The organism is Microbacterium sp. 8M (genome assembly GCF_902506375.1).
GTDB lineage: Bacteria > Actinomycetota > Actinomycetes > Actinomycetales > Microbacteriaceae > Microbacterium.
The window spans coordinates 395,004-416,907 of the sequence record NZ_LR733284.1 but is presented as its reverse complement, the minus strand read 5'-3'; the positions used below and the strand labels follow the sequence as shown (position 1 = coordinate 416,907).

Annotated in this window: 20 protein-coding genes; 11 read left to right on the top strand and 9 right to left on the bottom strand. The window is 70.7% G+C overall.

All coding sequences use genetic code 11. The annotated features are described in order from the left end of the window. Nucleotides 1-17 precede the first annotated feature (17 nt). From AERO9AM_RS01945 to AERO9AM_RS01935, 3 genes are read left to right on the top strand one after another with little or no spacing between them, the layout of a single operon-like run. Nucleotides 18-1,331, top strand: a complete 1,314-nt coding sequence (locus AERO9AM_RS01945) for an ABC transporter substrate-binding protein (protein ID WP_236602446.1) — start codon at nucleotides 18-20, stop codon at nucleotides 1,329-1,331. Between the two features lie 4 nt (nucleotides 1,332-1,335). Further along, nucleotides 1,336-2,310, top strand: coding sequence for a carbohydrate ABC transporter permease (locus tag AERO9AM_RS01940; protein ID WP_159574648.1), 975 nt, complete (start codon nucleotides 1,336-1,338; stop codon nucleotides 2,308-2,310). Beyond that, a complete protein-coding gene (locus AERO9AM_RS01935; RefSeq protein WP_159574647.1) occupies nucleotides 2,307-3,200 on the top strand; it encodes a carbohydrate ABC transporter permease in 894 nt (297 codons plus the stop codon). Before AERO9AM_RS01940 ends, AERO9AM_RS01935 begins: the two co-directional genes overlap by 4 nt. Nucleotides 3,201-3,257: 57 nt before the next feature. Here AERO9AM_RS01935 and AERO9AM_RS01930 read toward each other — a convergent pair whose 3' ends face one another. The 3 genes from AERO9AM_RS01930 to AERO9AM_RS01920 form a co-directional block, all read right to left on the bottom strand. Further along, the gene (locus AERO9AM_RS01930) at nucleotides 3,258-5,117 is read right to left on the bottom strand and encodes a DUF4407 domain-containing protein (protein WP_159574646.1); all 1,860 of its coding nucleotides are present in this window, start codon (nucleotides 5,115-5,117) and stop codon (nucleotides 3,258-3,260) included. Between the two features lie 172 nt (nucleotides 5,118-5,289). Next, nucleotides 5,290-8,928 carry an RICIN domain-containing protein gene (locus tag AERO9AM_RS01925; protein ID WP_159574645.1) on the bottom strand — a complete coding sequence of 1,213 codons (3,639 nt, stop codon included), beginning with the start codon at nucleotides 8,926-8,928 and terminating at the stop codon, nucleotides 5,290-5,292. A gap of 204 nt (nucleotides 8,929-9,132) precedes the next feature. After that, the gene (locus tag AERO9AM_RS01920) at nucleotides 9,133-9,906 is read right to left on the bottom strand and encodes a 3-hydroxybutyrate dehydrogenase (RefSeq protein ID WP_159574644.1); all 774 of its coding nucleotides are present in this window, start codon (nucleotides 9,904-9,906) and stop codon (nucleotides 9,133-9,135) included. Nucleotides 9,907-9,970: 64 nt separating this feature from the next. Here AERO9AM_RS01920 and AERO9AM_RS01915 point away from each other — a divergent pair, with 64 nt between their 5' ends. Both AERO9AM_RS01915 and AERO9AM_RS01910 read left to right on the top strand, forming a co-directional pair. Further along, the gene (locus tag AERO9AM_RS01915; protein WP_159574643.1) at nucleotides 9,971-10,885 is read left to right on the top strand and encodes a LysR family transcriptional regulator; all 915 of its coding nucleotides are present in this window, start codon (nucleotides 9,971-9,973) and stop codon (nucleotides 10,883-10,885) included. A gap of 52 nt (nucleotides 10,886-10,937) precedes the next feature. After that, nucleotides 10,938-11,414 (top strand): SixA phosphatase family protein, encoded by a 477-nt coding sequence (locus AERO9AM_RS01910; protein WP_159574642.1) that lies wholly within the window; start codon nucleotides 10,938-10,940, stop codon nucleotides 11,412-11,414. Nucleotides 11,415-11,754: 340 nt separating this feature from the next. Here the strand turns inward: AERO9AM_RS01910 and rlmN are convergent, their stop codons facing one another. Further along, nucleotides 11,755-13,005, bottom strand: a complete 1,251-nt coding sequence (gene rlmN, locus AERO9AM_RS01905) for a 23S rRNA (adenine(2503)-C(2))-methyltransferase RlmN (protein WP_159574641.1) — start codon at nucleotides 13,003-13,005, stop codon at nucleotides 11,755-11,757. Nucleotides 13,006-13,094: 89 nt separating this feature from the next. On the opposite strand from rlmN, the gene AERO9AM_RS17435 reads away from it, so the two are divergent. Continuing rightward, nucleotides 13,095-13,664, top strand: a complete 570-nt coding sequence (locus AERO9AM_RS17435; RefSeq protein ID WP_159574640.1) for a ribosomal protein L7/L12 — start codon at nucleotides 13,095-13,097, stop codon at nucleotides 13,662-13,664. Nucleotides 13,665-13,779: 115 nt separating this feature from the next. On the opposite strand, the gene AERO9AM_RS01895 is transcribed toward AERO9AM_RS17435, so the two are convergent. Beyond that, entirely contained in the window at nucleotides 13,780-15,150 is a 1,371-nt protein-coding gene (locus AERO9AM_RS01895; RefSeq protein ID WP_159574639.1) for an NAD(P)/FAD-dependent oxidoreductase, read from the bottom strand. Between the two features lie 107 nt (nucleotides 15,151-15,257). Between AERO9AM_RS01895 and AERO9AM_RS01890 the strand changes: the two genes are divergently transcribed. Next, a complete protein-coding gene (locus AERO9AM_RS01890) occupies nucleotides 15,258-16,025 on the top strand; it encodes an ankyrin repeat domain-containing protein (protein ID WP_159574638.1) in 768 nt (255 codons plus the stop codon). Between the two features lie 52 nt (nucleotides 16,026-16,077). Here the strand turns inward: AERO9AM_RS01890 and AERO9AM_RS01885 are convergent, their stop codons facing one another. Both AERO9AM_RS01885 and AERO9AM_RS01880 read right to left on the bottom strand, forming a co-directional pair. Continuing rightward, complete coding sequence (locus AERO9AM_RS01885; RefSeq protein ID WP_159574637.1) at nucleotides 16,078-16,920, bottom strand: SDR family oxidoreductase; 843 nt, start codon at nucleotides 16,918-16,920, stop codon at nucleotides 16,078-16,080. A 125-nt stretch (nucleotides 16,921-17,045) separates the two neighbouring features. Continuing rightward, nucleotides 17,046-17,807, bottom strand: a complete 762-nt coding sequence (locus AERO9AM_RS01880) for an SDR family NAD(P)-dependent oxidoreductase (RefSeq protein WP_159574636.1) — start codon at nucleotides 17,805-17,807, stop codon at nucleotides 17,046-17,048. 111 nt (nucleotides 17,808-17,918) lie between these two features. Here AERO9AM_RS01880 and AERO9AM_RS01875 point away from each other — a divergent pair, with 111 nt between their 5' ends. Together AERO9AM_RS01875 and AERO9AM_RS01870 are read left to right on the top strand one after the other, a co-directional pair. Next, nucleotides 17,919-18,284, top strand: coding sequence for a DUF488 domain-containing protein (locus tag AERO9AM_RS01875; RefSeq protein ID WP_159574635.1), 366 nt, complete (start codon nucleotides 17,919-17,921; stop codon nucleotides 18,282-18,284). A 29-nt stretch (nucleotides 18,285-18,313) separates the two neighbouring features. Then, nucleotides 18,314-19,039, top strand: a complete 726-nt coding sequence (locus AERO9AM_RS01870; RefSeq protein ID WP_159574634.1) for an aminoglycoside 3'-phosphotransferase — start codon at nucleotides 18,314-18,316, stop codon at nucleotides 19,037-19,039. Between the two features lie 46 nt (nucleotides 19,040-19,085). Here AERO9AM_RS01870 and AERO9AM_RS01865 read toward each other — a convergent pair whose 3' ends face one another. Further along, nucleotides 19,086-19,499, bottom strand: coding sequence for a CBS domain-containing protein (locus AERO9AM_RS01865; RefSeq protein WP_159574633.1), 414 nt, complete (start codon nucleotides 19,497-19,499; stop codon nucleotides 19,086-19,088). Nucleotides 19,500-19,561: 62 nt separating this feature from the next. Next, nucleotides 19,562-19,822: a DUF7218 family protein gene (locus tag AERO9AM_RS01860; protein ID WP_159574632.1), complete on the bottom strand. Its 261-nt coding sequence runs from the start codon at nucleotides 19,820-19,822 to the stop codon at nucleotides 19,562-19,564. Nucleotides 19,823-19,972: 150 nt separating this feature from the next. Here AERO9AM_RS01860 and AERO9AM_RS01855 point away from each other — a divergent pair, with 150 nt between their 5' ends. Together AERO9AM_RS01855 and AERO9AM_RS01850 are read left to right on the top strand one after the other, a co-directional pair. Further along, nucleotides 19,973-21,361: an Nramp family divalent metal transporter gene (locus AERO9AM_RS01855; RefSeq protein ID WP_159574631.1), complete on the top strand. Its 1,389-nt coding sequence runs from the start codon at nucleotides 19,973-19,975 to the stop codon at nucleotides 21,359-21,361. Next, nucleotides 21,358-21,888 carry a DUF6328 family protein gene (locus tag AERO9AM_RS01850; protein ID WP_159574630.1) on the top strand — a complete coding sequence of 177 codons (531 nt, stop codon included), beginning with the start codon at nucleotides 21,358-21,360 and terminating at the stop codon, nucleotides 21,886-21,888. Before AERO9AM_RS01855 ends, AERO9AM_RS01850 begins: the two co-directional genes overlap by 4 nt. The last annotated feature ends 16 nt before the right edge of the window (nucleotides 21,889-21,904 follow it).

Sequence of the window (21,904 nt, the reverse complement as noted above, 5' to 3'; positions counted from 1 at the left end):
CAACGAAAGGACGTTCCATGGTGAAGCGCACCCGACTCGCCTCGATCGCCGGCGTGGGCATCGTCGCCCTCCTGGCCCTCACCGCGTGTTCCGGCGGAGCATCGGGCGGAGGTGGATCCGCGGGCGGCAAGGTCACCCTCCAGATGGTGGAGAGCCTGACCAATCCCGATCGCACCAAGCTCATCCGCGGGCTGCTCGACGACTTCCAGAAGGCCAACCCCGACATCACGGTCAAGCTGGTGTCGCCGCCCACCGAGCAGGCCGACACCACCATCCAGCAGATGCTGCAGTCCGGCAAGGGCATCGACGTGCTCGAGACCCGCGACATCACGGTCGGGCCGTTCTCCAACAACCACTGGCTCTACGACATGTCCAAGGACCTGAAGAGCTGGGACGGCTGGGGCGAGCTCACCGACAACGCGAAGAAGGCGGCCGACTCCGACGGCAAGACCTGGTTCGTGCCCTACGGCTTCTACGGGCTCTCGCTCTTCTACCGCACCGACCTGGTCGAGCAGGCGGGCTTCGACGGTCCGCCGAAGTCGTGGGAGGACCTTCTCGAGCAGGCGTCGAAGATCCAGGATCCGGCGAAGAACCAGTACGGCTACGCCTTCCGGGGCGGCAAGAACGCGAACTCGAACGTCGTCGCCGCCATCGAGGCGTACACGATCGACGACCTGGACACCTCGAACGCGTTCCTGCTCAAGGACGGCAAGACGATCTTCTCCTCGCCGGACGCGCAGAAGGCGGTCGACGACTACTTCGCGCTGTTCAAGAAGGCCTCGCCGCCGTCGGCCGTCTCCTGGGGCTACCCGGAGATGGTCGCCGGATTCACGAACGGCACGACGGCGTTCCTGCTGCAGGATCCCGAGGTCATCGCGACCGTGTCGGCATCGAGCCTGAAGAAGGACCAGTGGAACACGGCCCCGCTGCTCGTCGGCCCCAGCGGCAAGGCCGCGCAGCCTCTCGCCGTGGCCGGCTGGGGCATCGCCCAGTCGAGCAAGCACAAGGACGCGGCGGTCAAGCTCGTCGAGTACCTCTCCTCCGCCAAGCCCGCGACGACGTTCGCGCAGAAGAACAGCCTCGTGCCGATCATCGCCGCGGCCGCGAAGGATCCGTTCTACTCGACCGGCCCGTGGACGAGCTACGTCACGATGACCGAGCACCCCGACACCTACGTCAACGTGCAGCAGCCGCGCGGCGTCGCCTGGTGGACCGAGTGGATCCAGAAGTCCGACCAGGACGTCCAGAGCGTGCTCCTGGGCAACATGACGACCAAGGAGCTGCTGAAGTCATGGGACGAGTACTGGACCGCGAAGTACAAGAAGGGCTGATGTCGTGACCTCGACCTCCGCCGCCGAGCGCCCGGCCGGTCCCACCGGCCGGGCCGCTCGGTCCGAGAATCGCGCCACGCCGCCGACGGCGGGGCGGCGGCGCACCTTCCGCGCACGCCACGCACTGACGATCCTCGCGTTCCTCGCCCCCGCGATCGTCTTCGTGTGCTGGTTCACCTATCTCCCGATGCTGCAGGGCGCGCGCATGGCGTTCCTCGACTACAAGCTGTGGGATCTGACCTCGACGCCGTTCGTCGGGCTCGACAACTTCGCCAAGGTCCTCTCCGATCCGGTCTTCCCGACCGTCGCGGGCAACACCCTTCTCTGGGTCGTCGGGTCTCTCGTGCCGCAGTTCGTGCTGGGATTCCTGATCGCGCTCGCCCTGCGGCAGCGCTTCCGGTTCCGCGGGGTCTACCAGGCGCTCGTCTTCTTCCCGTGGGCTGTCTCGGGGTTCCTGATCGGCATGCTGTTCCGCTGGATGTTCAACGCGGAGTTCGGCGTCATCAACGACCTGCTCATGAAGGCGCATCTCATCTCCGCGCCGCTGCCGTGGCTGGCTGATCCGAAGCTCGCGATGTTCGCCGTGATCGTCGCGAACGTCTGGTACGGCGTCACCTTCTTCGCGATCATGATCCTCGCCGCGCTCCAGTCCGTGCCGGACGAGGTGCTCGAGGCCGCCAGCCTCGACGGCGCCGGCAAGGCGCGGCAGCTGTTCTCGATCGTGATCCCGTACATCGCCACGACGCTGTTCCTCACGGTGCTCCTGCGCGTCATCTGGATCTTCAACTTCCCGGACATCATCTGGGCGATGACGGGCGGCGGGCCGGCGAACCGCACGCACATCATCACGACCTGGATGATCAACTTCACCCAGCAGGGCGACTACGGCACCGCCAGCGCGATCGGCCTCATCGTCGTCGCGGTGCTGTTCGTGTTCTGCGCGTTCTACCTGTTCGCGATGAGGAGGGCCACCCGATGACCGCGACGATGACCCTGACGACCGGGCGCTCTCACGCGTCGCGGCCGGTGCGGCGCTCTCGGTCGCGGATCACGGCGGGCGGAGTGGTCAAGGCCGTCGCGCTCGCGCTGTGGCTGATCATCACGCTCTTCCCGCTGTACTGGATCGTGCTGACGTCGTTCAAGTCGCCGCAGACCGTGAACCGCTATCCGATCGAGTACTGGCCCTCCGAGCCGTCGATCGAGAACTACACGCGGCTCTTCTCCGACGCGAACTTCGGCGTCTTCCTGGGCAACTCCGCTCTGGTCTCGCTCGTCGCCGGCGCCACCTCGACGCTGATCGCGCTGCTCAGCTCCTACGTGATCGCACGCTTCGAGTTCCGCGGCAAGGGCGCGGTGCTGATCGCTTTCCTGCTGACCCAGATGATCCCGGCCTTCATCGCCCTCGGCCCGCTGTACACGATGATGACCGATCTCGGCCTCGTCGACGGCAAGTTCGGCCTGATCCTCGTCTACGTCGCCGTCTGCATCCCGTTCTCTACCGTGATGCTGCGGGGGTTCTTCGAGAACGTGCCCGACGCGCTCGAGGAGTCGGCGATGATCGACGGCTGCTCCCGGCTGGGGGCGCTGTTCCGGATCCTGGTCCCGGTCATGACCCCGGGGATCATCGCGGCGTTCATCTTCAACTTCGTGAACTGCTGGAACGAGCTGTTCCTCTCGGTCGTGCTCATGCAGTCGGAGGAGAACCGCACGGTGCCCGCGGCGCTGAACGCCTTCATCTCCACGTTCAACGTGGACTGGGGATCGATGTCGGCAGCGGCGGTGCTCACGATCCTGCCCACCATGGTGCTGTTCGCGATCGCGAGCCGCTGGATCGTGGCCGGTCTCACGGCAGGCGCGGTGAAGGAGTAGCGCGGATGCACGACGGCGCCCCTTCCGGTCGTTCGGAAGGGGCGCCGTCGTCTCGGCTCAGACCCGGGCGGCTTCTGCCGGGGAGGCGTGCCCGACGGGTGCGGTCGGGTGCGCGGAACCCGGCGCGGGATGCGCCGAGGCGACGCCCGGATGCGCGGGCACGGGCCACGACGGCGCACCCGACGGCGCGGACGGTGCACCGGGAACGTGCGACCGCGTGCCGTCGTCGGAGGCCGCGGGCGCCGTGGACAGGCCTGCGTCCGGCGCAGGCGCGGATTCCGCGACGGATGCCGCCGCCACCTCGGCCTCGTGCGCGTCTGCGAAAGCGCGATCCTTCGCCTCCTCGGCGATGATCGCGGCGCGGTCGCGGTAGCCCTTCGAGGTGACGCGGTCGAGCTCGACCTGCTTGGCGATCGCCTCGGCCTTCTCGTACAGCGACGGGTCGCCCCAGCTGGTGAGCACCTTCACGATCACCGGCAGCAGCTCGATCATGAAGAACAGCGCGGCGATGAGCCAGTGCGCGAAGCCGAGCACGGGCTCCTTGGCGGAGAGGCGGTCCAGCGCGGAGATCTGACTGAGCAGGCCCACCGCGCCGGCGTTCGTCCCGGCGACCTCCGCCGCGCGGGCGTTGTAGGCGTCGAGCGCGGTCCTGTACGCCTGCTCGGCGGCGGGGAGCTGGTCCTTCGCCTGCTGCCGGTTCTGCGCCTCGGAGGCCGAGGTCGCCGACTTCGACGAGGCGTCGGCCGATTCGAGGTCGGTATTGGCCTGGCGCAGCTGCGCGGCGAGCGCGTCGTAGGTCTGCTGCGCCTGGTCGAGCTGCGACTTCGCCGCGTCCGAGCTCGCGCCGTCACCCTGCACACCGGTGCAGCCGGGCACCGTGCCGGCGCCCTCCCCCGTCAGTTCGCACTGGTAGAGAGCGCGCGCCTGATCGATGACCTTCTGCTGGTCGGCCATCTGCGCGGTGATCTTGGTGACCGTGTCCTGCGCCGCCTTCTGCGAGGCGGAGTCGCTCGAGGTGCCCTTCACGATTCCGGTGGATGCCTGGTTCTGCAGGTCGGCGAGGCGCTGGGATGCGGCGTCCAGCGCCTTCTTCTCGGGGCCGCTGGTGACGGCCTTCTGGTCGCTCTGGGCCTGCACGAGGTTCGTGGCGGTGACCTCGCGGGCGATGTCGTTGTGGAACGCCTGCAGCACGATGGGCTCGGCCACGACGAATCCGATGATGGCCGCCATCAGCACACGCGGGATCGCGAGCCCGAGCAGCCGCCAGACGCTGCGCGTGGAGCGCATGGTGGACGTGAGGAAGCGGTCGAGGTTGAAGATCAGCAGCGCCCACACCACGGCGAGCGGAACCGCGATCCATACCAGCACCTGCACGCCCGTGGTGAGCGCGAACAGCATCGAGAGCGCCGAGACGAGCGCCGTGCCCGCGAGCACGAAGAACATCTGCACGAACCGGGGCTGCTCGCTCGGCACGCGGTCGAGGATCGCGCCGTCGGCGCCGCCCAGGATCGCCAGCCGGCGCCAGAACCACCCTTGCGGCCGCGGCGCGCGCGGCGGCCTGGGCTGCTTGCGGGGCTTCACGGGCTTCGGTGCGGCGACGGGCGCCTCGGACGCGGGCTCCGCGACGACCGGAGCGGGCTCCGCTGCGGGCTCCGCGACGACCGGAGCGGGCTCGACGGCGGGCTCCGGGGCGGCCGGGCGCGTCGGCACGACGGGCTCGATCGGGGTCGTCGCGGCCGCGGGCTCGGACGCCGCCTGGGCCGGATCCGAGCCGGTCGGGGTGTAGTCGCGCACGAAGATGAACGGGTCCTCGGCCGTCGGGTCGGCGGGGTCGGAGGGGTCGGTCTGTCCGTCGACGTCGAAGGCGATCCGGCCCTGGGAATCCATGCGGCCGGGTCGATGAGCGGAATAGGACATCCCCCCACAGTACGAAAAGCCGCCTGGGGAACCGATGGGCGAACCCTGGACAGGAGCCCAGCGGATCCGAGGCGCCGGCTATGCCGCCTCACGACGGGAAGCCCTGCACGACGCCCGAGCCGAAGGGGCGGGAGATCCGTTCTCCGGATCCCCCGCCCCTCGTGCGTCGAGGTCAGTTCGCGCTCGCGGCCCACCGCTGGCTCGTGGCCCCGGTGTCGGCGCGCTGCACCACCTTCCCGTCCGCATCCGCGGTCAGGCTGAGCCCCGAGTTCTTGTTCGAGAGCTTCACCGCCCCGTTCGCGTCCTTGGACAGGATCCAGGTCTGGTTGTCCGTGCCGCCGCAGGGATACTGGCCGACCAGCGCGCCTTCGGACTTCGACGACGAGAACACGTCGACGCAGTAGCCGCTCGCCGCGTTCTTCACCGTGTACTCGCTGCCGCCGAGGCGCGTGACGACCCACTTCTGGCTCGCATCGCCCGCGGCCGCCGGAGCCACCGTCAGCTGCGTCGCGTTGCTGCCGGGCGCGGTGAGCAGGCCCGCGCCTGAGCCGACCGCGAGCGCGTACTGTCCATCGGCGAGCGGCGGCGGCACGACGACCTGCGTGCCGACCGTCAGCGCGAACACGTGCACCGCCGCGTTGCCGGGCAGCGTCACCGCGATGACCTGCTTGTCCGGATCGACCGCCACGGTGTTCGTGTAGAGGCGGTACTCCGTGGTCGGGTAGGCGGGCCCGGTCGGGGTGTTCTTGCCCTTGGTGACGACCGCGATCTTCGCGCCGTACGCGTTGGCCGCCAGGCAGCACCAGTTCGGCATGCCGAGGGTTCCGGTGCTCGTGGATCCGTCTGCGTAATGCACGGTCACGGCGTCGGTCGCCGACCCGCTCGTACCCGTGCCGAGCACCGCCAGCGCGTTGCCCTGCCCGGTCACCGGCACGGTGCGCGCGCCGCCCGCGACGTTGTCCGGCGTACCGGGTGCGACATCGGGCATCGCGAACGAGAACCCGTTCGCCGTGACGGCCGAGCCTCGGCCGGCACCCGCCGCCGCCAGCCGCTCGGCGATGAAGCTGGACCCGCCTCCGTCGATGTTCGCGGCACCGGGCGCGGACTGCGCACTGATGCCGGTGTTGTTGAAGGCCGCCGCCAGGCTCGCGAACGCGACCGTGGTCTGGGCCTGCGCACCGGCCGTCCAGGCCGCCGACCGCACCGTGTAGCCGACCTGCGCGGAGATCGTCTGCGCACCCGGCGCGGCCGACTCGGGCACCGCGATCGTGAACGGCACGGTGAACGTCGCCCCGTCCGGCACCAGGGTGCTGGTCGTCGCGTCCGTCGCGGTCGCCGTCCAACCCTCCGGGAGCGCGAGCGCGGTGGCGGTGATCTTCAGGTCGGCGCCGGTGCGGTTCGTGGCCGTCACGGTCGCCTTCGTCGTGCCGCCCGCGAGGCTCAGCGCATCCGTGGTGACCGTCGCGTCCACTGCGCGGTTCTCCGGGTGCACGCCGCCCACGGCGGTCGAGCCCGTGATCTCCACGGCGTGCTCGGATCCGGTGGACAGGGTGCCGGTCTGCACCGTGAGCACGCCGGCCGAGGCGTCGTAGACGTAACCCGCGCCCTTGTCGAGCGCGGCGGCGGAGTCGGCCGCCGTCAGCTTGGCACCCTCGACGCGCACGGTCGAGGGCGCCGTGTCGGTGTGCACCGACAGCCGGTAGCTGCGCGCGCCGGGCTTGCCCGGGTAGTCCCCGGCGAGTGCGCCGAGGGAGACCCGGATCCGTCCGCTGCCCTCGTCGGGCGCCGTCACGGCGAGCTTCTGGGTGGCGTTCTTCCCGTCCTCGGCGGCCTGCGACCTGCCGTCGTCCTCGTACAGCGTGAACGACGACGCGCCCTTCGGGTAGACGTCGACGTCGAGGCGCCCGGCCTTCTTGCCCGCGGCCCAGTCGAGCGTGCCCTGCGGGAACATCGGCACGACCGCGCCGGCCTTGACGAACAACGGCAGGCGGTTCAGCGGTGCGGCGTACCCGTCGACCGTGGTCGGGCCGGTGAAGGTGCGTCCGCTCCAGTAGTCCACCCAGGTGCCCGCAGGCAGGTAGATGCCGTCGCGCACGGTCGTGTCCGAATAGACCGGGGCGACGAGGAAGCTGTCGCCGGCGAGGAACTCGTACTTCGCCTGGTCGCCCCAGGTGGCGGGGTCGTCGGGGTAGTCGACGTACAGCGGCCGGGTCGAGCCGAGGCCGGTCTCGTGCGCCTGCGCCTGGTAGGTGTACAGGTACGGCAGCAGGCGCTCGTGCAGCATCAGGTAGTCGCGGTTGATGCTCGTGTACGGCTCGCCGTAGCGGTACGGCTGCTTGTCGGATCCGGCCCAGCCGCTCATCGCATAGGTCGTGGGAAGGAACATCTTCCACTGCAGATCGCGCGTGTAGGTGTCGGCGCTGCCGCCGAAGATGCCGTCGATGTCGCCCGTCGAGTTCGGCTGGCCCGACATCGTCGTGCCTGCATAGGTCGGGATCTGCCAGCGGATGTAGTCCCAGCTGCCGGACTGGTCACCGCTCCACACGGCACCGCAGCGCTGGGTTCCCGCCCAGCCCTCGATCGTGAGCACCGTCGACCGGTCGGAGGTGTTGTCCTCGATGCCGTTCTTCGCCTTCTCGCACGCGGACAGGGCGAACCGGTAGCCCGGACCGACCCAGGCCACGTCGGTCTTGCGGACGCGGACGCCGGCCTGCACCTCCTCCTGCTGGTTCGTGAGGTCGCTCTGCGTCCACAGCCCCAGCTCCGAGCCGTGATCCTGCAGCATCTCGTGCACCTGCGGCAGCTGCTCGTAGCCGCATCCGTAGCCGTCGTTGACGAGCATCCAACCGAGCGGCAGGTCGTTCTGACGGTAGCCGTCCGCGATCGCCGTGGCGCCGGGCAGCGTGTGACGTTCGCCCCGATTGGCGTTGTGCAGATAGCAGTCGGCGTCGCCGATCTCCATGCTGTACATCGGCAGCATCGCAGGACGTCCGGTCAGCTTCGTGTAGTCGTCGAGCACCGCGCGGGTGTCCCCGACGAAGTAGTACGCGTCGAAGCGCTGCTCCCCGTGCGTCGTGGTCACCGGATCCCCGAAGCTGTAACTCCCCGCCGCGAACGTGTCGCGCAGCACGCCGTAGCCGTTGCTGGACAGGTAGAACGGGGCGGCGTTCGGATTGCCGCCGTCGTTCCAGTTGTAGTCGCGGGAGATGGAGATGGTCTGGTCGCGGTGCGAGAAGCGGCCGTTCTGCATGCCGCCGCCGAAGAACTGCTCGGTGGCGCCGCGGGTCAGGTGCTGCGTCGTCCCGGATCCGTTCCAGCTCAGCGGGGCCGTCTCCGCCCAGAGCGTCCTGCCCGCTGAGTCCTTCAGGCTCATGGTCAGCGGCGAGCGCGCGACCGTCAGCGTCGCCTTCGACGTCGCGATGCTCCAGCCGTCCGTGGTCGCGCTGAGTGTGCTTCCGGCGTGTCCACCGAGATCGCCGACGACGATCTTCGCCGCGGGGTCGCCCGGCTTGCTGGGCACGTCGTTCGCCGGATCCGTGAACGTGCCGTCCGGCGCGAGCTCGACGCGGACCGCGTCGGCGCTCTCGAAGGTCACGCGCAGGCGCGCCGTGCCCGCCGTGAAGGTGTAGGCGTCGCCGTCCTGCTGCACCGCGGTGGCCTCGCCGAGGGTCTGATCACCGGCCGCGTTCGCCGGAGCCGCGGGGAGCGCGATCAACGCACCGAGGACGCAGGCAGCGGCGGTGAGCGCCCCCCACCATCGTCGCGGCGACGGGTGTTCGGAAGTGGGAAGGGTGGACCTCGTCGTCGTCATCACTGACCTCTCGGTGGGGCGACGACGCCGGCGTCATCGCAGCGAGTGATTGAACCTGCTCGATTCGAGCTGGTTAACGACAGTATCAATCACTGATTCCTTCGACAAGACCTCCCGGCGACCCGGTCACGGTCGAACAGAACCGTGCGCGCGAATCCGGGAAGAGGGCGATGGCGGGCGGAGCCGGGGACGGCGGACGGAGCGTCAGCGCGCGCTCCACCCGCCGTCCATCGTGTACGACGAGCCCGTGACGGATCCGGCCATGGGCCCGCACAGCCAGAGCGCCAGATCGGCCACCTCCTCCGGCTCGAGCAGTCGCTTGATCGCCGACTCGGCGAGCATGACCTTCTCGATGACCTCGGATTCGGGGATGCCGTGGGTGCGCGCCTGGTCCGCGATCTGCTTCTGCACGAGCGGCGTGTTCACGTAGCCCGGGTTGAGGCAGTTGCTCGTCACGCCGCGCGGGCCGCCCTCGAGCGCGGTGACCTTGGACAACCCCTCCAGCGCGTGCTTGGCGGTCACGTAGGCGGACTTGTACTCGCTCGCGCGCAGGCCGTGCACCGAACTGATGTTGACGATCCTCCCCCAGCGCCGCTGGTACATCCCCGGCAGGACGGCGCGGGTCAGCAGGAACGGCGCGGTCACCATGATGTCGAGCATGCGGCGGAACGTCGCCGGGTCGAAGTCCACGATCGGGGCGACGGTCTGGATCCCCGCGTTGTTCAGCAGGATGTCGGCATCGAAGCTGCGTGCGGCAAGGGCGTCCAGGTCGCCGAGGTCGAGCGCGAGACTCTCCCCGCCGATCTCGATGGCGACGGCCTCCGCCGCCTCCGCGTCACGGTCGATCACCACGACGTGAGCGCCGCCGCCTGCGAGGGCCCTGGCGCACGCGGCGCCGATCCCGCTTCCGCCGCCGGTGACCAGGGCGGTGCGCCCCGTCAGATCCGTGGTGTTGCCGAGGCCTCGCTGTTCCGCCATGCTCAGCACGGTACTTCACGCAAGCGCACGCCGGAAAGGACTCCGGCTATGCAAAACTGCACAGATGGACGCGCACTTCCCCGCACCGCCGCTGAGCGCCGACGACCTGCTCGTGCTCCTCGCCGTGGCGCGCAGCGGCCGGTTCACCACCGCCGGTCAGCAGCTCGGGCTCAACCACACGACGGTGGCCCGGCGCATCGCGGCCCTCGAGACGCAGCTCGGCGGGCGCGTGCTCTCCCGCGAGGGCGCGGGCTGGGAGCTCACCCCGCTCGGGTCGCGCGCCCTCGCGGCCGCCGAGGGCGTGGAGCGCGCACTCGGCCGCCTGGACGACCGTGACGGAGGACGCATCGGCGGCCTCATCCGGCTGTCGGCGACCGACGGCTTCAGCGGGTTCGTCGCGGCCCCCGCAATGGCGGCGCTGCGCCGCGTCCACCCCGACGTGTCGCTGGAGATCATCACCTCCACCCGGCAGGCGTCGCAGCAGCGCACGGGCGCCGACCTTGAGGTCGTGGTGGGGCGGCCGCAGGTGCGTCGCGCCAGGGCCATCCACCTGGCCGACTACGCCCTGGGCCTGTACGCGAGCCGCGACTGGCTGGAGCGGAATCCCGCCCCGCAGGATCCCGAGGAGCTGGCCGGGCAGCCGCTCGTCTACTTCATCGAATCGATGCTGCACGTCGACTCCCTCGACGACGCCCGCCGGGCGGTGCCGGGGATGGTCGACTCGGTCGCGAGCACCAACGTGTACGTGCACGTCGACGCGACCCGGGGCGGCGCCGGATACGGTCTGCTGCCTGCCTTCCTCGCCGACCAGCACGACGACCTCGTGCGTGTGCTCCCCGACCGCATCGACGAGCGGCTGCCGTACTGGCTCATCGCGCGGCCCGAGGCCCTGAACCAGCCGGCGATCGCGGCGTTCCTGGAGGCGCTGCAGGCACGGCTGGGCGAGGTGCGCCCGCGGCTGCTCGGGCAGCGGTCGTGACCGTGCGCGGGAGCGCGTGCGCGAGCGCCGTCCCGGTGGCACTCTGGTGATCATGAAGACGCTGCTCCTGGGCCGGCACGCCAAGTCCGATTGGGACGTCGTGGGCCTGCGCGACCACGAACGGCCGCTGAACGCGCGCGGACTCCGCGACGCCCCCGCGATGGCCCTGCGCCTGCGCGACGAGGGGGTCGCGCTGCAGCGGGTCGTGTCGAGCACCGCCGTCCGAGCGCGCCGCACGGCGGAGGCGTACGCCGTGGCGTTCGGGCTCTCGGTGATCCAGGAGCCGGAGCTCTACGGGGCGACGGCCTCGACGATCCTGCAGGTCGCGAGCGGCCTGCCCGACGAGATCGGGATCGCCATGCTCGTGGGTCACAACCCCGGCATGACCGACGCGGTCGCCGAGCTCACCGGCTCGTACGTCGAGTTCCCGACCTGCGCGGTCGCCGAATGCGCGGTCGACGTGGACTCCTGGACGGAGCTGATCGAGGGATCCGGGCGGCTGCGCCTCCTGCGCACCCCGCACGACTGAGAACCGGTCACTGAGCTCGACGGATCCACCGACCGCTGAGCTCGTCGGATCTGACGGACCGGTCGCTGAGCTCGTCGAAGCGCCCCGACGCACGCGCGGTCCCTTCGACAGGCTCAGGGACAGGGAGGCGCGGGACCCAACCGGTCGCTGAGCTCGTCGAATCAACGGACCGGACGCTGAGCTCGTCGAAGCGCCCCGACGCACGCGCGGTCCCTTCGACAGGCTCAGGGACCCGGAGGCGCGGGCCCCCTCGCTCCCCACGCCGCTCTCCAGCCAGCGCTCCGCGCTGCCCGGAGCCTCCGCGGCGCGTGGGCCCGGCTCAGGGACCGGGAGGCGCGGCTCAGGCCATCGCGGCCGCGGCGGCCTCGTCCTCGGTCGTGGCGACCAGCTGGCCGCACGCGCCGTCGATCTCCTTGCCGCGGGTGTCGCGCAGGGTGGTCGGGATCCCGGCGTCGTTCAGGCGCCGGACGAACTCGTCCTGCACGTGCTTCTCCGACGCGGTCCAGATGGATCCGGGCGTCGGGTTCAGCGGGATCGGATTCACGTGCACCCAGCCGCGCCCGCGGGCGTTGAGCTTCTCCGCGAGCAGGTCGGCGCGCCAGGCGTGGTCGTTCATGTCCTTGATGAGCGCGTACTCGATCGAGACGCGGCGTCCGGTCTTCTCGAAGTAGCCGCGGGCCGCGTCGAGCGCCTCGTCGACCTTCCACCGCGAGTTCACCGGGATGAGCTCGTCGCGGAGCTGGTCGTCCGGCGCGTGCAGCGACAGCGCGAACGTGACGGGGATGTCCTCATCCGCGAGCTTGTTGATCGCCGGCACCAGGCCCACCGTCGACACGGTGATGCCGCGGGCGCTCATCCCGAGCCCCTCGGGCTGCGGGGCGATCATGACGCGCACCGCGTCCATGACCCGCTTGTAGTTCGCGAGCGGCTCGCCCATGCCCATGAACACGATGTTGCTCACACGCTCCATGGAGTGGTCGCCGGCCTTCTTGCCGCCGAGTCCACCCTCGGCGATGAGGCGGTTGGCGCGCACGATCTGCTCGACGATCTCGGCGGTCGACATGTTGCGGGTGAGACCCGCCTGCCCGGTCGCGCAGAAGGGGCAGTTCATGCCGCAGCCGGCCTGGCTCGACACGCACAGCGTGATGCGGCCGGGGTAGCGCATGAGCACCGATTCGACGAGCGCGCCGTCGTGCAGGCGCCAGAGGAACTTGATGGTGTCGCCGCGGTCGGTCTCCAGTCGCCGCACCTCGGTGAGCAGCGGCGGCAGCATGCCGGCGACGAGCTCGTCGCGCTGGCCGGCCGGCAGATCGGTCATGTGCGCCGGATCCGAGGTGTAGTGCGTGAAGTAGTGCGTGGCGAGCTGCTTGGCGCGGAAGCCGGGCAGACCGAGCTCCTTCACCTTCTCGATGCGCTCGGCAGGCGTGAGGTCGGCGAGGTGCACCGGGGGCTTGCCGCGGCGCGGGCTGGCGAACTGCAGCAGCGGGCGCCCCTCGGCGTCCTTCTTCTGCGTCCATCCTTCGGTGGCGGGGCGCACCTGGGCGCGCTTCGAGGGGGCGCCGGAGCGCACGGACGCAGGAGTGTCGGACATGTCTTCCAGGGTAGGGCCTCGCGGTTGCGAAGGTCCTGGGCGCCTTGCCTGCGGCGGACCCGGGCGCGACGACCCCGTACGCTGGCGGCATGGAGCTGTGGATCTGGATCCTCCTGGTCGCGGTGATCGTCGTCCTGGGCGTCGTGATCGTCGCGACCCTGCGCGCGGTCCGCCCGAAGGCGCCGGAGCCGCTCGACACCGCCTTCGCGCCGCCGTCACGGGCATCCGCAAGGGTCCAGCCGCCGCGGAGCCCGGCCCCGACCCCGTCGGATCCGCTGAGCCCGGCCGTCATCGCCGAGATCGATGCGCTGGTCGCGCACGAGCAGAAGATCTCCGCGATCAAGGTGCTGCGCGAGCACTCCGGCCTCTCTCTGCGCGAGGCCAAGGACCAGATCGACGCGTGGGTGCCGTCGGCATCCGGCACGTCAGAGGCCGTGCCGGTGTCGCTCGTCGGCTCCACGTCCCGGCCCGCGGGCGCACCCACGTACGCCCAGGGGATGCCCGCCGCGGATGCGCTCACGCACCTCTCCCCCGCCGAGCGCGCGGAGATCGACCGGCTGGTGGCCGCGGAACAGAAGATCCTCGCGATCAAGGCGCTGCGCCAGGCGACCGGCCTCAGCCTCAAGGATGCGAAGGACGCCATCGAATCCTGGCGCTGACGCGGGATCCATTTCGTTTCGCGACCGGAGGGGATCCAGCCCCCGTCCGCGACGGACGGGCACCGGCGCGTCATCCGGTCCCGTGCACATCCGCTCGCGTGCGGAGAGCCGCGGTTCAGTGCCGCCCGGTGATGACGTCGGCGACGCGCGCGATCGGCGAGGTCGTCGCCCTGCCGGCCGCCTCGGCCCGATCCGCCATGCCGTACGCGGCATACAGGCCCGTCGTCGCGATCCAGCGCAGCGGTTCGGGCTCCCACCGACGCACCCGGTGGTTCACCCACGGCAGGCTCACGAGCTCTGTGTCGCGCTCCAGGATGAGGTCGGTGATCGTGCGGCCGGCGAGGTTCGTCGCCGTCACGCCGGTGCCCACGTATCCGCCGCCCCAGGCGATGCCTGTGCGCCGGTCCAGCCCGACGGTGGCCGCCCAGTCGCGGGGGACGCCGAGCACGCCCGACCACGTGTGCGCGATCTCGGCGCCCGCGGTCGCGGGGAAGAATCGATGCAGGATGCCCTGCAGCGTGCGCACGGTGGACGCCGGCGTCTGTCCGTCGGTGTCGGTGCGGGAGCCGTAGCGGTAGGGCTTGCCGCGGCCGCCGATCGCGATCCGGTCGTCGGCGGTGCGCTGGGCGTACATGTACACGTGCGCGAAGTCGCCGAGCACCTCGGCCGCGCTCCAGTGCAGCTCGTCCCACACGGCGGCCGGCAGCGGCTCGGTCGCGATGAGCGACGAGTTCATCGGCAGCCACAACCGGTGCAGCCCCGCAAGGTTCGCGGTGAAACCCTCCGTGGCGCGCACGATGTGCTCGGCGGTGACGGTGCCGTGATCCGTGTGCAGCCGGTGCGGCGCGATCTCGTGCACGGTGGTGCGCTCGTAGATCTCCACGCCGAGCCGCTCCACGACGTGGGCGAGCCCTGCGACGAGCTTCGCGGGCTGGATCCGGGCGGCGTGCGGATGCCACACCGCGGCCCTGGTGCCGCGCACGTCGATCTTCGCCGTGGCCTCCGCCGCCTCGAGCAGGGCGACGTCGGTGTATCGCCAGGACTGCTCGGCCGCGGCGAACGCCCGCAGCCGCGCCTCCTGGGCCGGCGTCCGGGCGACGGTGAACTCCCCGCCCTTGGCGATGTCGGCGTCGATGCCCTCCGTCGCGGCGACGCGGATCACCTCGTCGACGGTGTCGTTGAGCGCACGCTGGAACCGTTCAGCCGCGTCGCGTCCGTGCGTGGGCTCGTACTGCTCCCGCCCACCGGTGACCGAGTTCGTGAGCCAGCCGCCGTTGCGGCCGGATGCGCCGTAGCCGGCGTGCCGCTGCTCGACGATCGCGATCCGCAGCGCGGGTTGCGCCTGCTTCAGGTAGTACGCCGACCACAGTCCGGTGTAGCCGGCGCCGACGATCGCCACATCGACCGTGAGGTCTCCGGGCAGCTCCGGGCGCGGCTCCGGAGCGCCGAGCTGATGCCACCAGTGCGAGACGTCGCCGTTGCGCATGCGGGTTCCTTCGTCGGGTCGCGTTCGGCGTCCTCGCCGGATCCGCTCGATTCTACGGATCCGACCGCTCAGCGGGTTCCCGGATCCCAAGTGGTATACCATTCTGCATGACGTTCCTCCCGCTGACCCGGACGCGCGCCATCGGCGTAGCGGCGGCGGCGCTCACCGCGGCGCTGCTGCTCGCCGGGTGCAGCTCCACGGCACCCGCGGCCACTCCGACCGTCACCGGCACGTCGCCCGCGATCGCGAACCCCTCCTCCACCGCACCGAGAACCGAGGCCGAGATGACCGCCCTGAACTCCCGCCTGTTCGCCGCCGCGTCGGACGGCGACGCCGCCGCCGTCCGCGCCGCCATCGCCGAAGGCGCCGACCTCGAGGCGCGCGGCGCGGGCGGGATGACGCCGCTCATCGCCGCCACCAAGGGCAACCGGGTCGAGGCCGCGCTCGCGCTCATCGACGCCGGCGCCGACGTGAACGCCAAGGACGACATCGTCGACTCGGCCTACCTGTACGCGGGAGCGCGCGGGCACGATGAGATCCTGCGGGCGACGCTCGCGCACGGCGCAGACCTGCGCAGCACGAACCGCTACGGCGGCACCGCACTCATCCCCGCCTCCGAGCGCGGGCACCTCAGCACCGTGCAGATCCTGCTCGCCGCGGGCGTGGATCCGAACCACATCAACAACCTGCACTGGACCGCCCTGCACGAGGCGATCGTGCTCGGCGACGGCTCGCGGACCTACGTCGACATCGTGCGCACGCTCATCGCGGGCGGCGCCGACATCACGATCCGCGACGGCGACGGCGTGCTGCCGCGCGACCTCGCCGCAGCCCGCGGCTACCGCGCGATCGTCGCCGAGATCGACAAGGCTTGAGGACGGCCCGGTTCCTGAGCGAGCGGTCGGACGCTGAGCCTGGACCGGTTCCTCAGTCCAGGAAGATGTCCGGGAACAACTGGTCGTCCGGGGTGCCGGGCACGGCCGCGTATCCGGAGAAGTCGGTGACGCCGTCGGCCTCGAGCACGTCCTCCACGATGAGCGTCTGCCCGGTGTACTCGCGCGCCGGTTTGGTGAGCACGGCGTAGGCGGCGTCGGCGTAGATCTCCGGCGTGCGGCTGACCTTCATCATGCGGTCGCCACCGAGCGCGAACTGCACCGCGGCCGTGGCGATCGTGGTGCGCGGCCACAGGGTGTTCGCGGCGATGCCGTCGGTCGCGAACTCCGCCGCGAGCCCGAGCGTCGCCATCGTCATGCCGTACTTCGCGAGCGTGTAGCCGGTGTGCGCGCCGAGCCAGCGGGGCGTGATGTTCAGCGGCGGCGACAGCGAGAGGATGTGCGGGTTCGGCGCCTCCTTGAGCACGGGCACCGCCGCGCGCGAGAGCATGAACGTACCGCGGACATTGACGTCCTGCATGAGGTCGTACTTCTTCGCGGCGAGGTCGAGGGATCCGGACAGGTCGATCACGCTGGCGTTGTTGACGACGATGTCGATGCCGCCGAACTCGCCCTGGGTCTTCAGGACCGCGTCGATCACGCTCTCGTCGTCGCGCACGTCGCCCACGATCGGGAGCGCCTTGCCGCCGGCGGCGCGGATCTGCTCCGCCGCGGAGTGCACGGTGCCCTCGAGCTTGGGGTGCGGGGTGTCCGTCTTCGCGAGCAGCGCGATGTTGGCGCCGTCTGCAGCGGCGCGCAGGGCGATCGCGAGGCCGATGCCGCGGCTGCCGCCCGACATCAGCATGGTCTTGCCCGCGAGGGGCTTGTTCTCGGTCATGTCTTCCTCGGATTCGTGGTGTTCGTCTCTGCGCCGGCGGCTCCCCCACCTCCGTTGAGGTCGCACTTTCTGCTCCAACCCGCGGCGGGAACAGCAGATTCTGCGACCTGAACGAGAGGAGCGGCTTACTTCGGCGCCATCCGGATCGCGCCGTCGAGGCGGATCGTCTCGCCGTTGAGGTAGCCGTTCTCGACGATCTGCTGCACCAGCGACGCGTACTCGTCGGGGCGGCCGAGGCGCGCCGGGTAGGGCACCTGCTCGCCCAGGGAGTCCTGCGCGGCCTGCGGCAGCCCGGCGAGCATCGGGGTCTCCATGATGCCGGGAGCGATCGTGCACACGCGGATCGCGTGGCGGGCGAGCTCGCGGGCGATCGGCAGGGTCATCGCGTGCACGCCGCCCTTCGAGGCCGAGTACGCGGGCTGGCCGATCTGGCCGTCGAATGCGGCGACGCTCGCGGTGTTCACGATGACGCCTCGATCGCCGCTCTCGGTCGGGTCGTTCTTCGCGATGACGGCGGAGGCCTGGGCGATGACGGTGAACGTGCCGATGAGGTTGATCCGGATGATCCGCTCGAACGCCGCCACATCGGCGGGGTTGCCGTCGCGGTCCAGCACCTTGGCGGGCGGGGCGATGCCCGCGCAGTTGACGACGATGCGCAGCGGTGCCGCATCCTGCGCGGCGGCGACGGCCGCGGCCACCTCCTCGACGCTCGTGACATCGGCCGGCGCGAACACACCGCCGAGCTCGGCCGCGACCTCGGCGCCCTGCGAGCTCGCCAGATCGACGATCGTGACGGTCGCCCCGGCGGCCGCCAAGCGGCGCGCGGTGGCGAGGCCGAGTCCCGAGGCACCGCCCGTGACGAGTGCTCCGGATCCCTGGATCTGCATGTCTGTTCTCCTTCGAACCTGCAACTGAGTCTCAGCTTACGTGAGTCTGGGTCTCACCCCCGACCGGGATCCGCGCTCGCGCGGACGGTGAATCGGGTGTTTGCTGAGCACATGGATCTGCGTCGCAAACGAGCCTACGACCCCGCCGCCCCCGACGACGGCTTCCGGGTGCTGGTGGACCGGCTGTGGCCGCGCGGCATCTCCAAGGAGCGCGCGGAGATCGACCTCTGGGCCAAGGACACGGCGCCCTCGCCGCAGCTGCGCACCGAGTGGCACCACGCGCCGCCGGCCCAGTGGCAGGCGTACGCGGACCGCTACCGCGACGAGCTCGCGCACGAGTCGGCGCCTGCCCTCGCCGCGCTCGCGGACACCCTCCGCCCGCACCCGGTGGTCACCCTGGTGTATGCCGCGCACGACCCCGTGCACAGCCACGCGGTCGTGCTCGAGCAGGCGCTGCGCACCGCGCTCGACGGCTGAGCCGGACACCGGGAGGGCAGGATGGATCCATGACCATCCCCACCGCCTCGATGCCCGTGCCCCACCGGGTGAGGAGCCTGGCGGGATCCGCCGCGCTCACTCCGGTGTGGGAGAACGCGATCGGCGGTCTCACCTTCCGCACCGACGACGGCCGCATCATCAAATGGGGGCCGCGCAACCTCGAGGCCTCGATGGCCGCCGAGGCGGAGCGGATGCGCTGGGCCGCGGCGTGGACGGCGGTCCCGGAGGTGCTCGACCACGGCGAGACCGCCGACGAGGAGTACCTCATCACGGCGGCGCTGCCGGGGCGCTCCGCGGTGGATCCGTACTGGATCGCCCGCCCCGAGACCGCGGTGCGCGCGCTCGGCGCGGCACTGCGCGCCCTGCACGACGCCCTGCCCGTCGCGGAATGCCGCTGGAGCTGGCAGGTGGCGGACCGGCTCGAGAACGCGGCACGGCGCGGCGTCGTCGTCCCGACGCGGCTGCACGACGCACCCCCGATCGACCGCCTCGTGGTCTGCCACGGCGACGCGTGCGCTCCGAACACCCTGCTCGACGACGAGGGGCGCCCTGTCGCGCACGTCGACCTCGCCGCGCTCGGCGTCGCCGATCGCTGGGCCGACATCGCCGTCGCCGCGATGAGCACGGGCTGGAATTACGGCCCCGGGTACGAGGACCTGCTCATCGAGGCGTACGACGTGGAGCCGGACCGCGAGCGCCTCGCCTACTACCGCGACCTCTGGAACGCGACCTGACGGATCCGCCCGATCGCGTTCCGGCCCGTCGCGCCCGGCGCTCGCGTCACTGCGAGATCTGGGCGACGGTCTCCCCGGTCGCCGACGGCGCGGCGCTCAGCGAGATGTCGCCCTGGCTGATGATGCCGACGAGCTCGTGGTCCTCGATGACGGGCACCCTGCGGATCTGCTGCTCCTGCATGACCCGGAGCACCTCGCTGATGTCGGCGTCCGCGGCGACGTAGGTCGGCTTCCCCTCGGCGAGCTCTCCGGCCGTGACGGCGCTCGGATCGTCGCCGGCGGCGAGGCACCGGACCACGATGTCGCGGTCGGTGAGCATGCCGACGAGCTTGCCCTCGGGGCCGCAGATGGGCAGCGAGCCCACATCCATGGTCGCCATCATCCGGGCGGCGTCGACGAGGGTCTGGTCGTGACGGACGCACTGCGGCGCGGGCGTCATGATGTCCTGAGCGGTGGTCATGCTGATTCTCCTTCTCGCGTTCTCGTTCTCCTGAACCGAATCGGCGGATCCGGCGTGTGCCCTCAGTGATCGCGCAGCAGGTGGATGAGCTCCTGCTTCCTCTTGTCGGAATAGCCGTGCAGGCCGAGCTCCTTGGCGCGGTGCTTCAGCTCCTCGACGGTCCAGTCGTCGTACGAGCCGGACTCGCCGCCGCGTCGGCCGACGGTGCCTCGGCCCTCCTTGGCAGCGGCGTTCGAGATGCGGGCCGCCTTCTGCTTGGAGTTCCCCTCGTCGCGCAGCTTCTCGTAGAGCTCGGGGTCCTTGAGCTCTGGTTGACGGGGCATGCCGATCTCCTTCCTCTCGTGAGCACGCCACGCTACGGAGGCGTCTTCGGGGCTGCGACGGGGTTGACAAACGCGGGCACCCCTTTGCCACGTCGCGCCGCGCGCGTCAAGACGGTGGTGGAGCGCGGCGTCGCGGGCCAGCCTGACGCCATGGAAGACCCCACTGCGACAGAGCGCCCGCCCGCGGACCGCCCGGACGACGCCGGCACCAGCGGCCACGACGAGAACGCCGAGAACGCCGACGAGGCCGGGAAGCCGGGGCGCATCTCACGGGTGCTGCGGAGCCTCGGACCGGGCATCGTCACGGGCGCGGCCGATGACGACCCCTCGGGCATCGCGACCTATGCGCAGGCGGGCGCGAAGTACGGCTCGGCCCTGCTGTGGACCGTGCCGCTCACCCTGCCGCTGATGATCGTGGTGCAGGAGGCGTGCGAGCGGATGACCCTCGCCACGGGCGACTCGTTCGGCGCCCTCATCCGCAAGCGCTTCCGCCGCGGCACGCGCACCTGGGTCACCGTGCTGGTGGCGGCGCTGCTGGTCTCGAACACCGTGAACGCCGCCGCGGATCTCGTCGCGATCGGCCAGGGCATGCAGCTGCTGCACGCCGGACCCGCGCCGCTGTGGTCGCTCATCCTGGGCATCGTCATCGGCTTCGTCGTGGTGCGCGGATCGTTCGAGTGGATCGCGCGGATCTTCAAGTGGCTCTGCCTCGTGCTCTTCGCCTATGTGGCCGTCCTCGCCGTGGCGCATGTCGACTGGGGGGCCGTCGGCGCAGGCCTTCTCGGCACCGGGTTCCGCTGGGACACGGGGTATCTCGCCCTCGTCGCGGCGGTGCTGGGCACCACGATCAGCCCCTACATGTTCTTCTGGCAGAGCGAGGAGCGCGAGGAGATGCTGCGCAAGGGCGCCAAGGGCGACGATCCGCCCCGGCTCGACGAGCGCCCGCCCGCCAAGGCGCGTCGCATGCTGCTCCTCGGCCGCCTCGACGTCATCACGGGGATGCTGTTCTCGGTGGCGATCATGTTCGCCATCATCGTCGGCTCGGCGGCCACGCTGGGAGCGCATCACAAGACGGTGACCTCGGCGGCGGAGGCCGCCAAGGCGCTGCAGCCCATCGCCGGCGACTACGCCTCGATCCTCTTCGCGCTGGGGTTCATCGGATCCGGCATGCTCGCCGTGCCGGTGCTCGCCGCCTCGGGGTCGGCGGGGTTCGCCGCGCTCCTCGACAAGCCGTGGAGCCTGGACCGCCCTCCGCACAAGGCGAAGACGTTCTACGCGCTCCTGCTGGTGAGCCTCGTCGCGGCCATCGTGCTGGCGCTCATCGGGGTGGATCCGATCAGCCTTCTCGTGGTCGCGGCCGTCATCAACGCCATCGCGGCGGGGCCTTTCGTGATCGTGCTGATGCTCGTCACCGGCAGCCGGCAGCTCATGGGCGAGCACCGCAACGGGCCCCTCGCACGCACGCTCGGCTGGGCGACCGCGGTCATCATGTGCATCGCGGGCGCGTTCGGCATCTACGCGCTGGTGACGGGATCATGATCCGCCCGCGCGTCACCGCCCTGGCGGGAGCGTCGCAGGAGGACGTCTCGCGGCGCTGGGAGCAGATCCTGCAAGAGCTGCGGGTCACGCAGACCGGCACCCAGATCATCTCGGGCTTCCTGCTCTCCGTGGCGTTCCAGCAGATGTTCACGAAGCTCCCCGGGCACGCCAGGGCGATCTACCTCGTGCTCGTGGTGCTCGCGTGCGTGGCGACGCTGCTGGGCCTGCTCCCGGTCGTGCAGCACCGCAAGCGGCCGGAGCGCGACCCCGACCGTCGGCTCGTCGCGACGTGCTCGCGGATCCTCATCGCCCTGCTGCTGCTGGTCACCCTGCTCGCCATCGGCGTGGCGGTGTTCATCTTCGACGTGGTGCTCGGCGGCATCGCCGCCCTCGTCGCGGGGGTGGTCGCGCTGATCGCGGGGATCCTCATCTGGGTGCTCCCGGCGCATGCGCACGTCTGGCGTTCGAAGCACGGGCGCGAGACGGCCGTCACGGAACGCGCCCCGTTGTCAAGGTCCTCGCGGTGATGGCGACGATCACGGA

Excerpts from the sequence above, each read along its gene's own strand:
- AERO9AM_RS01945 (WP_236602446.1), top strand. The coding sequence starts at position 18 with ATGGTGAAGCGCACCCGACTCGCCTCGATCGCCGGCGTGGGCATCGTC.
- AERO9AM_RS01935 (WP_159574647.1), top strand. The coding sequence starts at position 2,307 with ATGACCGCGACGATGACCCTGACGACCGGGCGCTCTCACGCGTCGCGG.
- AERO9AM_RS01930 (WP_159574646.1), bottom strand. The coding sequence starts at position 5,117 with ATGTCCTATTCCGCTCATCGACCCGGCCGCATGGATTCCCAGGGCCGG.
- AERO9AM_RS01925 (WP_159574645.1), bottom strand. The coding sequence starts at position 8,928 with ATGACGACGACGAGGTCCACCCTTCCCACTTCCGAACACCCGTCGCCG.
- AERO9AM_RS01920 (WP_159574644.1), bottom strand. The coding sequence starts at position 9,906 with ATGGCGGAACAGCGAGGCCTCGGCAACACCACGGATCTGACGGGGCGC.
- AERO9AM_RS01915 (WP_159574643.1), top strand. The coding sequence starts at position 9,971 with ATGGACGCGCACTTCCCCGCACCGCCGCTGAGCGCCGACGACCTGCTC.
- AERO9AM_RS01910 (WP_159574642.1), top strand. The coding sequence starts at position 10,938 with ATGAAGACGCTGCTCCTGGGCCGGCACGCCAAGTCCGATTGGGACGTC.
- rlmN (WP_159574641.1), bottom strand. The coding sequence starts at position 13,005 with ATGTCCGACACTCCTGCGTCCGTGCGCTCCGGCGCCCCCTCGAAGCGC.
- AERO9AM_RS17435 (WP_159574640.1), top strand. The coding sequence starts at position 13,095 with ATGGAGCTGTGGATCTGGATCCTCCTGGTCGCGGTGATCGTCGTCCTG.
- AERO9AM_RS01895 (WP_159574639.1), bottom strand. The coding sequence starts at position 15,150 with ATGCGCAACGGCGACGTCTCGCACTGGTGGCATCAGCTCGGCGCTCCG.
- AERO9AM_RS01890 (WP_159574638.1), top strand. The coding sequence starts at position 15,258 with ATGACGTTCCTCCCGCTGACCCGGACGCGCGCCATCGGCGTAGCGGCG.
- AERO9AM_RS01885 (WP_159574637.1), bottom strand. The coding sequence starts at position 16,920 with ATGACCGAGAACAAGCCCCTCGCGGGCAAGACCATGCTGATGTCGGGC.
- AERO9AM_RS01880 (WP_159574636.1), bottom strand. The coding sequence starts at position 17,807 with ATGCAGATCCAGGGATCCGGAGCACTCGTCACGGGCGGTGCCTCGGGA.
- AERO9AM_RS01875 (WP_159574635.1), top strand. The coding sequence starts at position 17,919 with ATGGATCTGCGTCGCAAACGAGCCTACGACCCCGCCGCCCCCGACGAC.
- AERO9AM_RS01870 (WP_159574634.1), top strand. The coding sequence starts at position 18,314 with ATGACCATCCCCACCGCCTCGATGCCCGTGCCCCACCGGGTGAGGAGC.
- AERO9AM_RS01865 (WP_159574633.1), bottom strand. The coding sequence starts at position 19,499 with ATGACCACCGCTCAGGACATCATGACGCCCGCGCCGCAGTGCGTCCGT.
- AERO9AM_RS01860 (WP_159574632.1), bottom strand. The coding sequence starts at position 19,822 with ATGCCCCGTCAACCAGAGCTCAAGGACCCCGAGCTCTACGAGAAGCTG.
- AERO9AM_RS01855 (WP_159574631.1), top strand. The coding sequence starts at position 19,973 with ATGGAAGACCCCACTGCGACAGAGCGCCCGCCCGCGGACCGCCCGGAC.
- AERO9AM_RS01850 (WP_159574630.1), top strand. The coding sequence starts at position 21,358 with ATGATCCGCCCGCGCGTCACCGCCCTGGCGGGAGCGTCGCAGGAGGAC.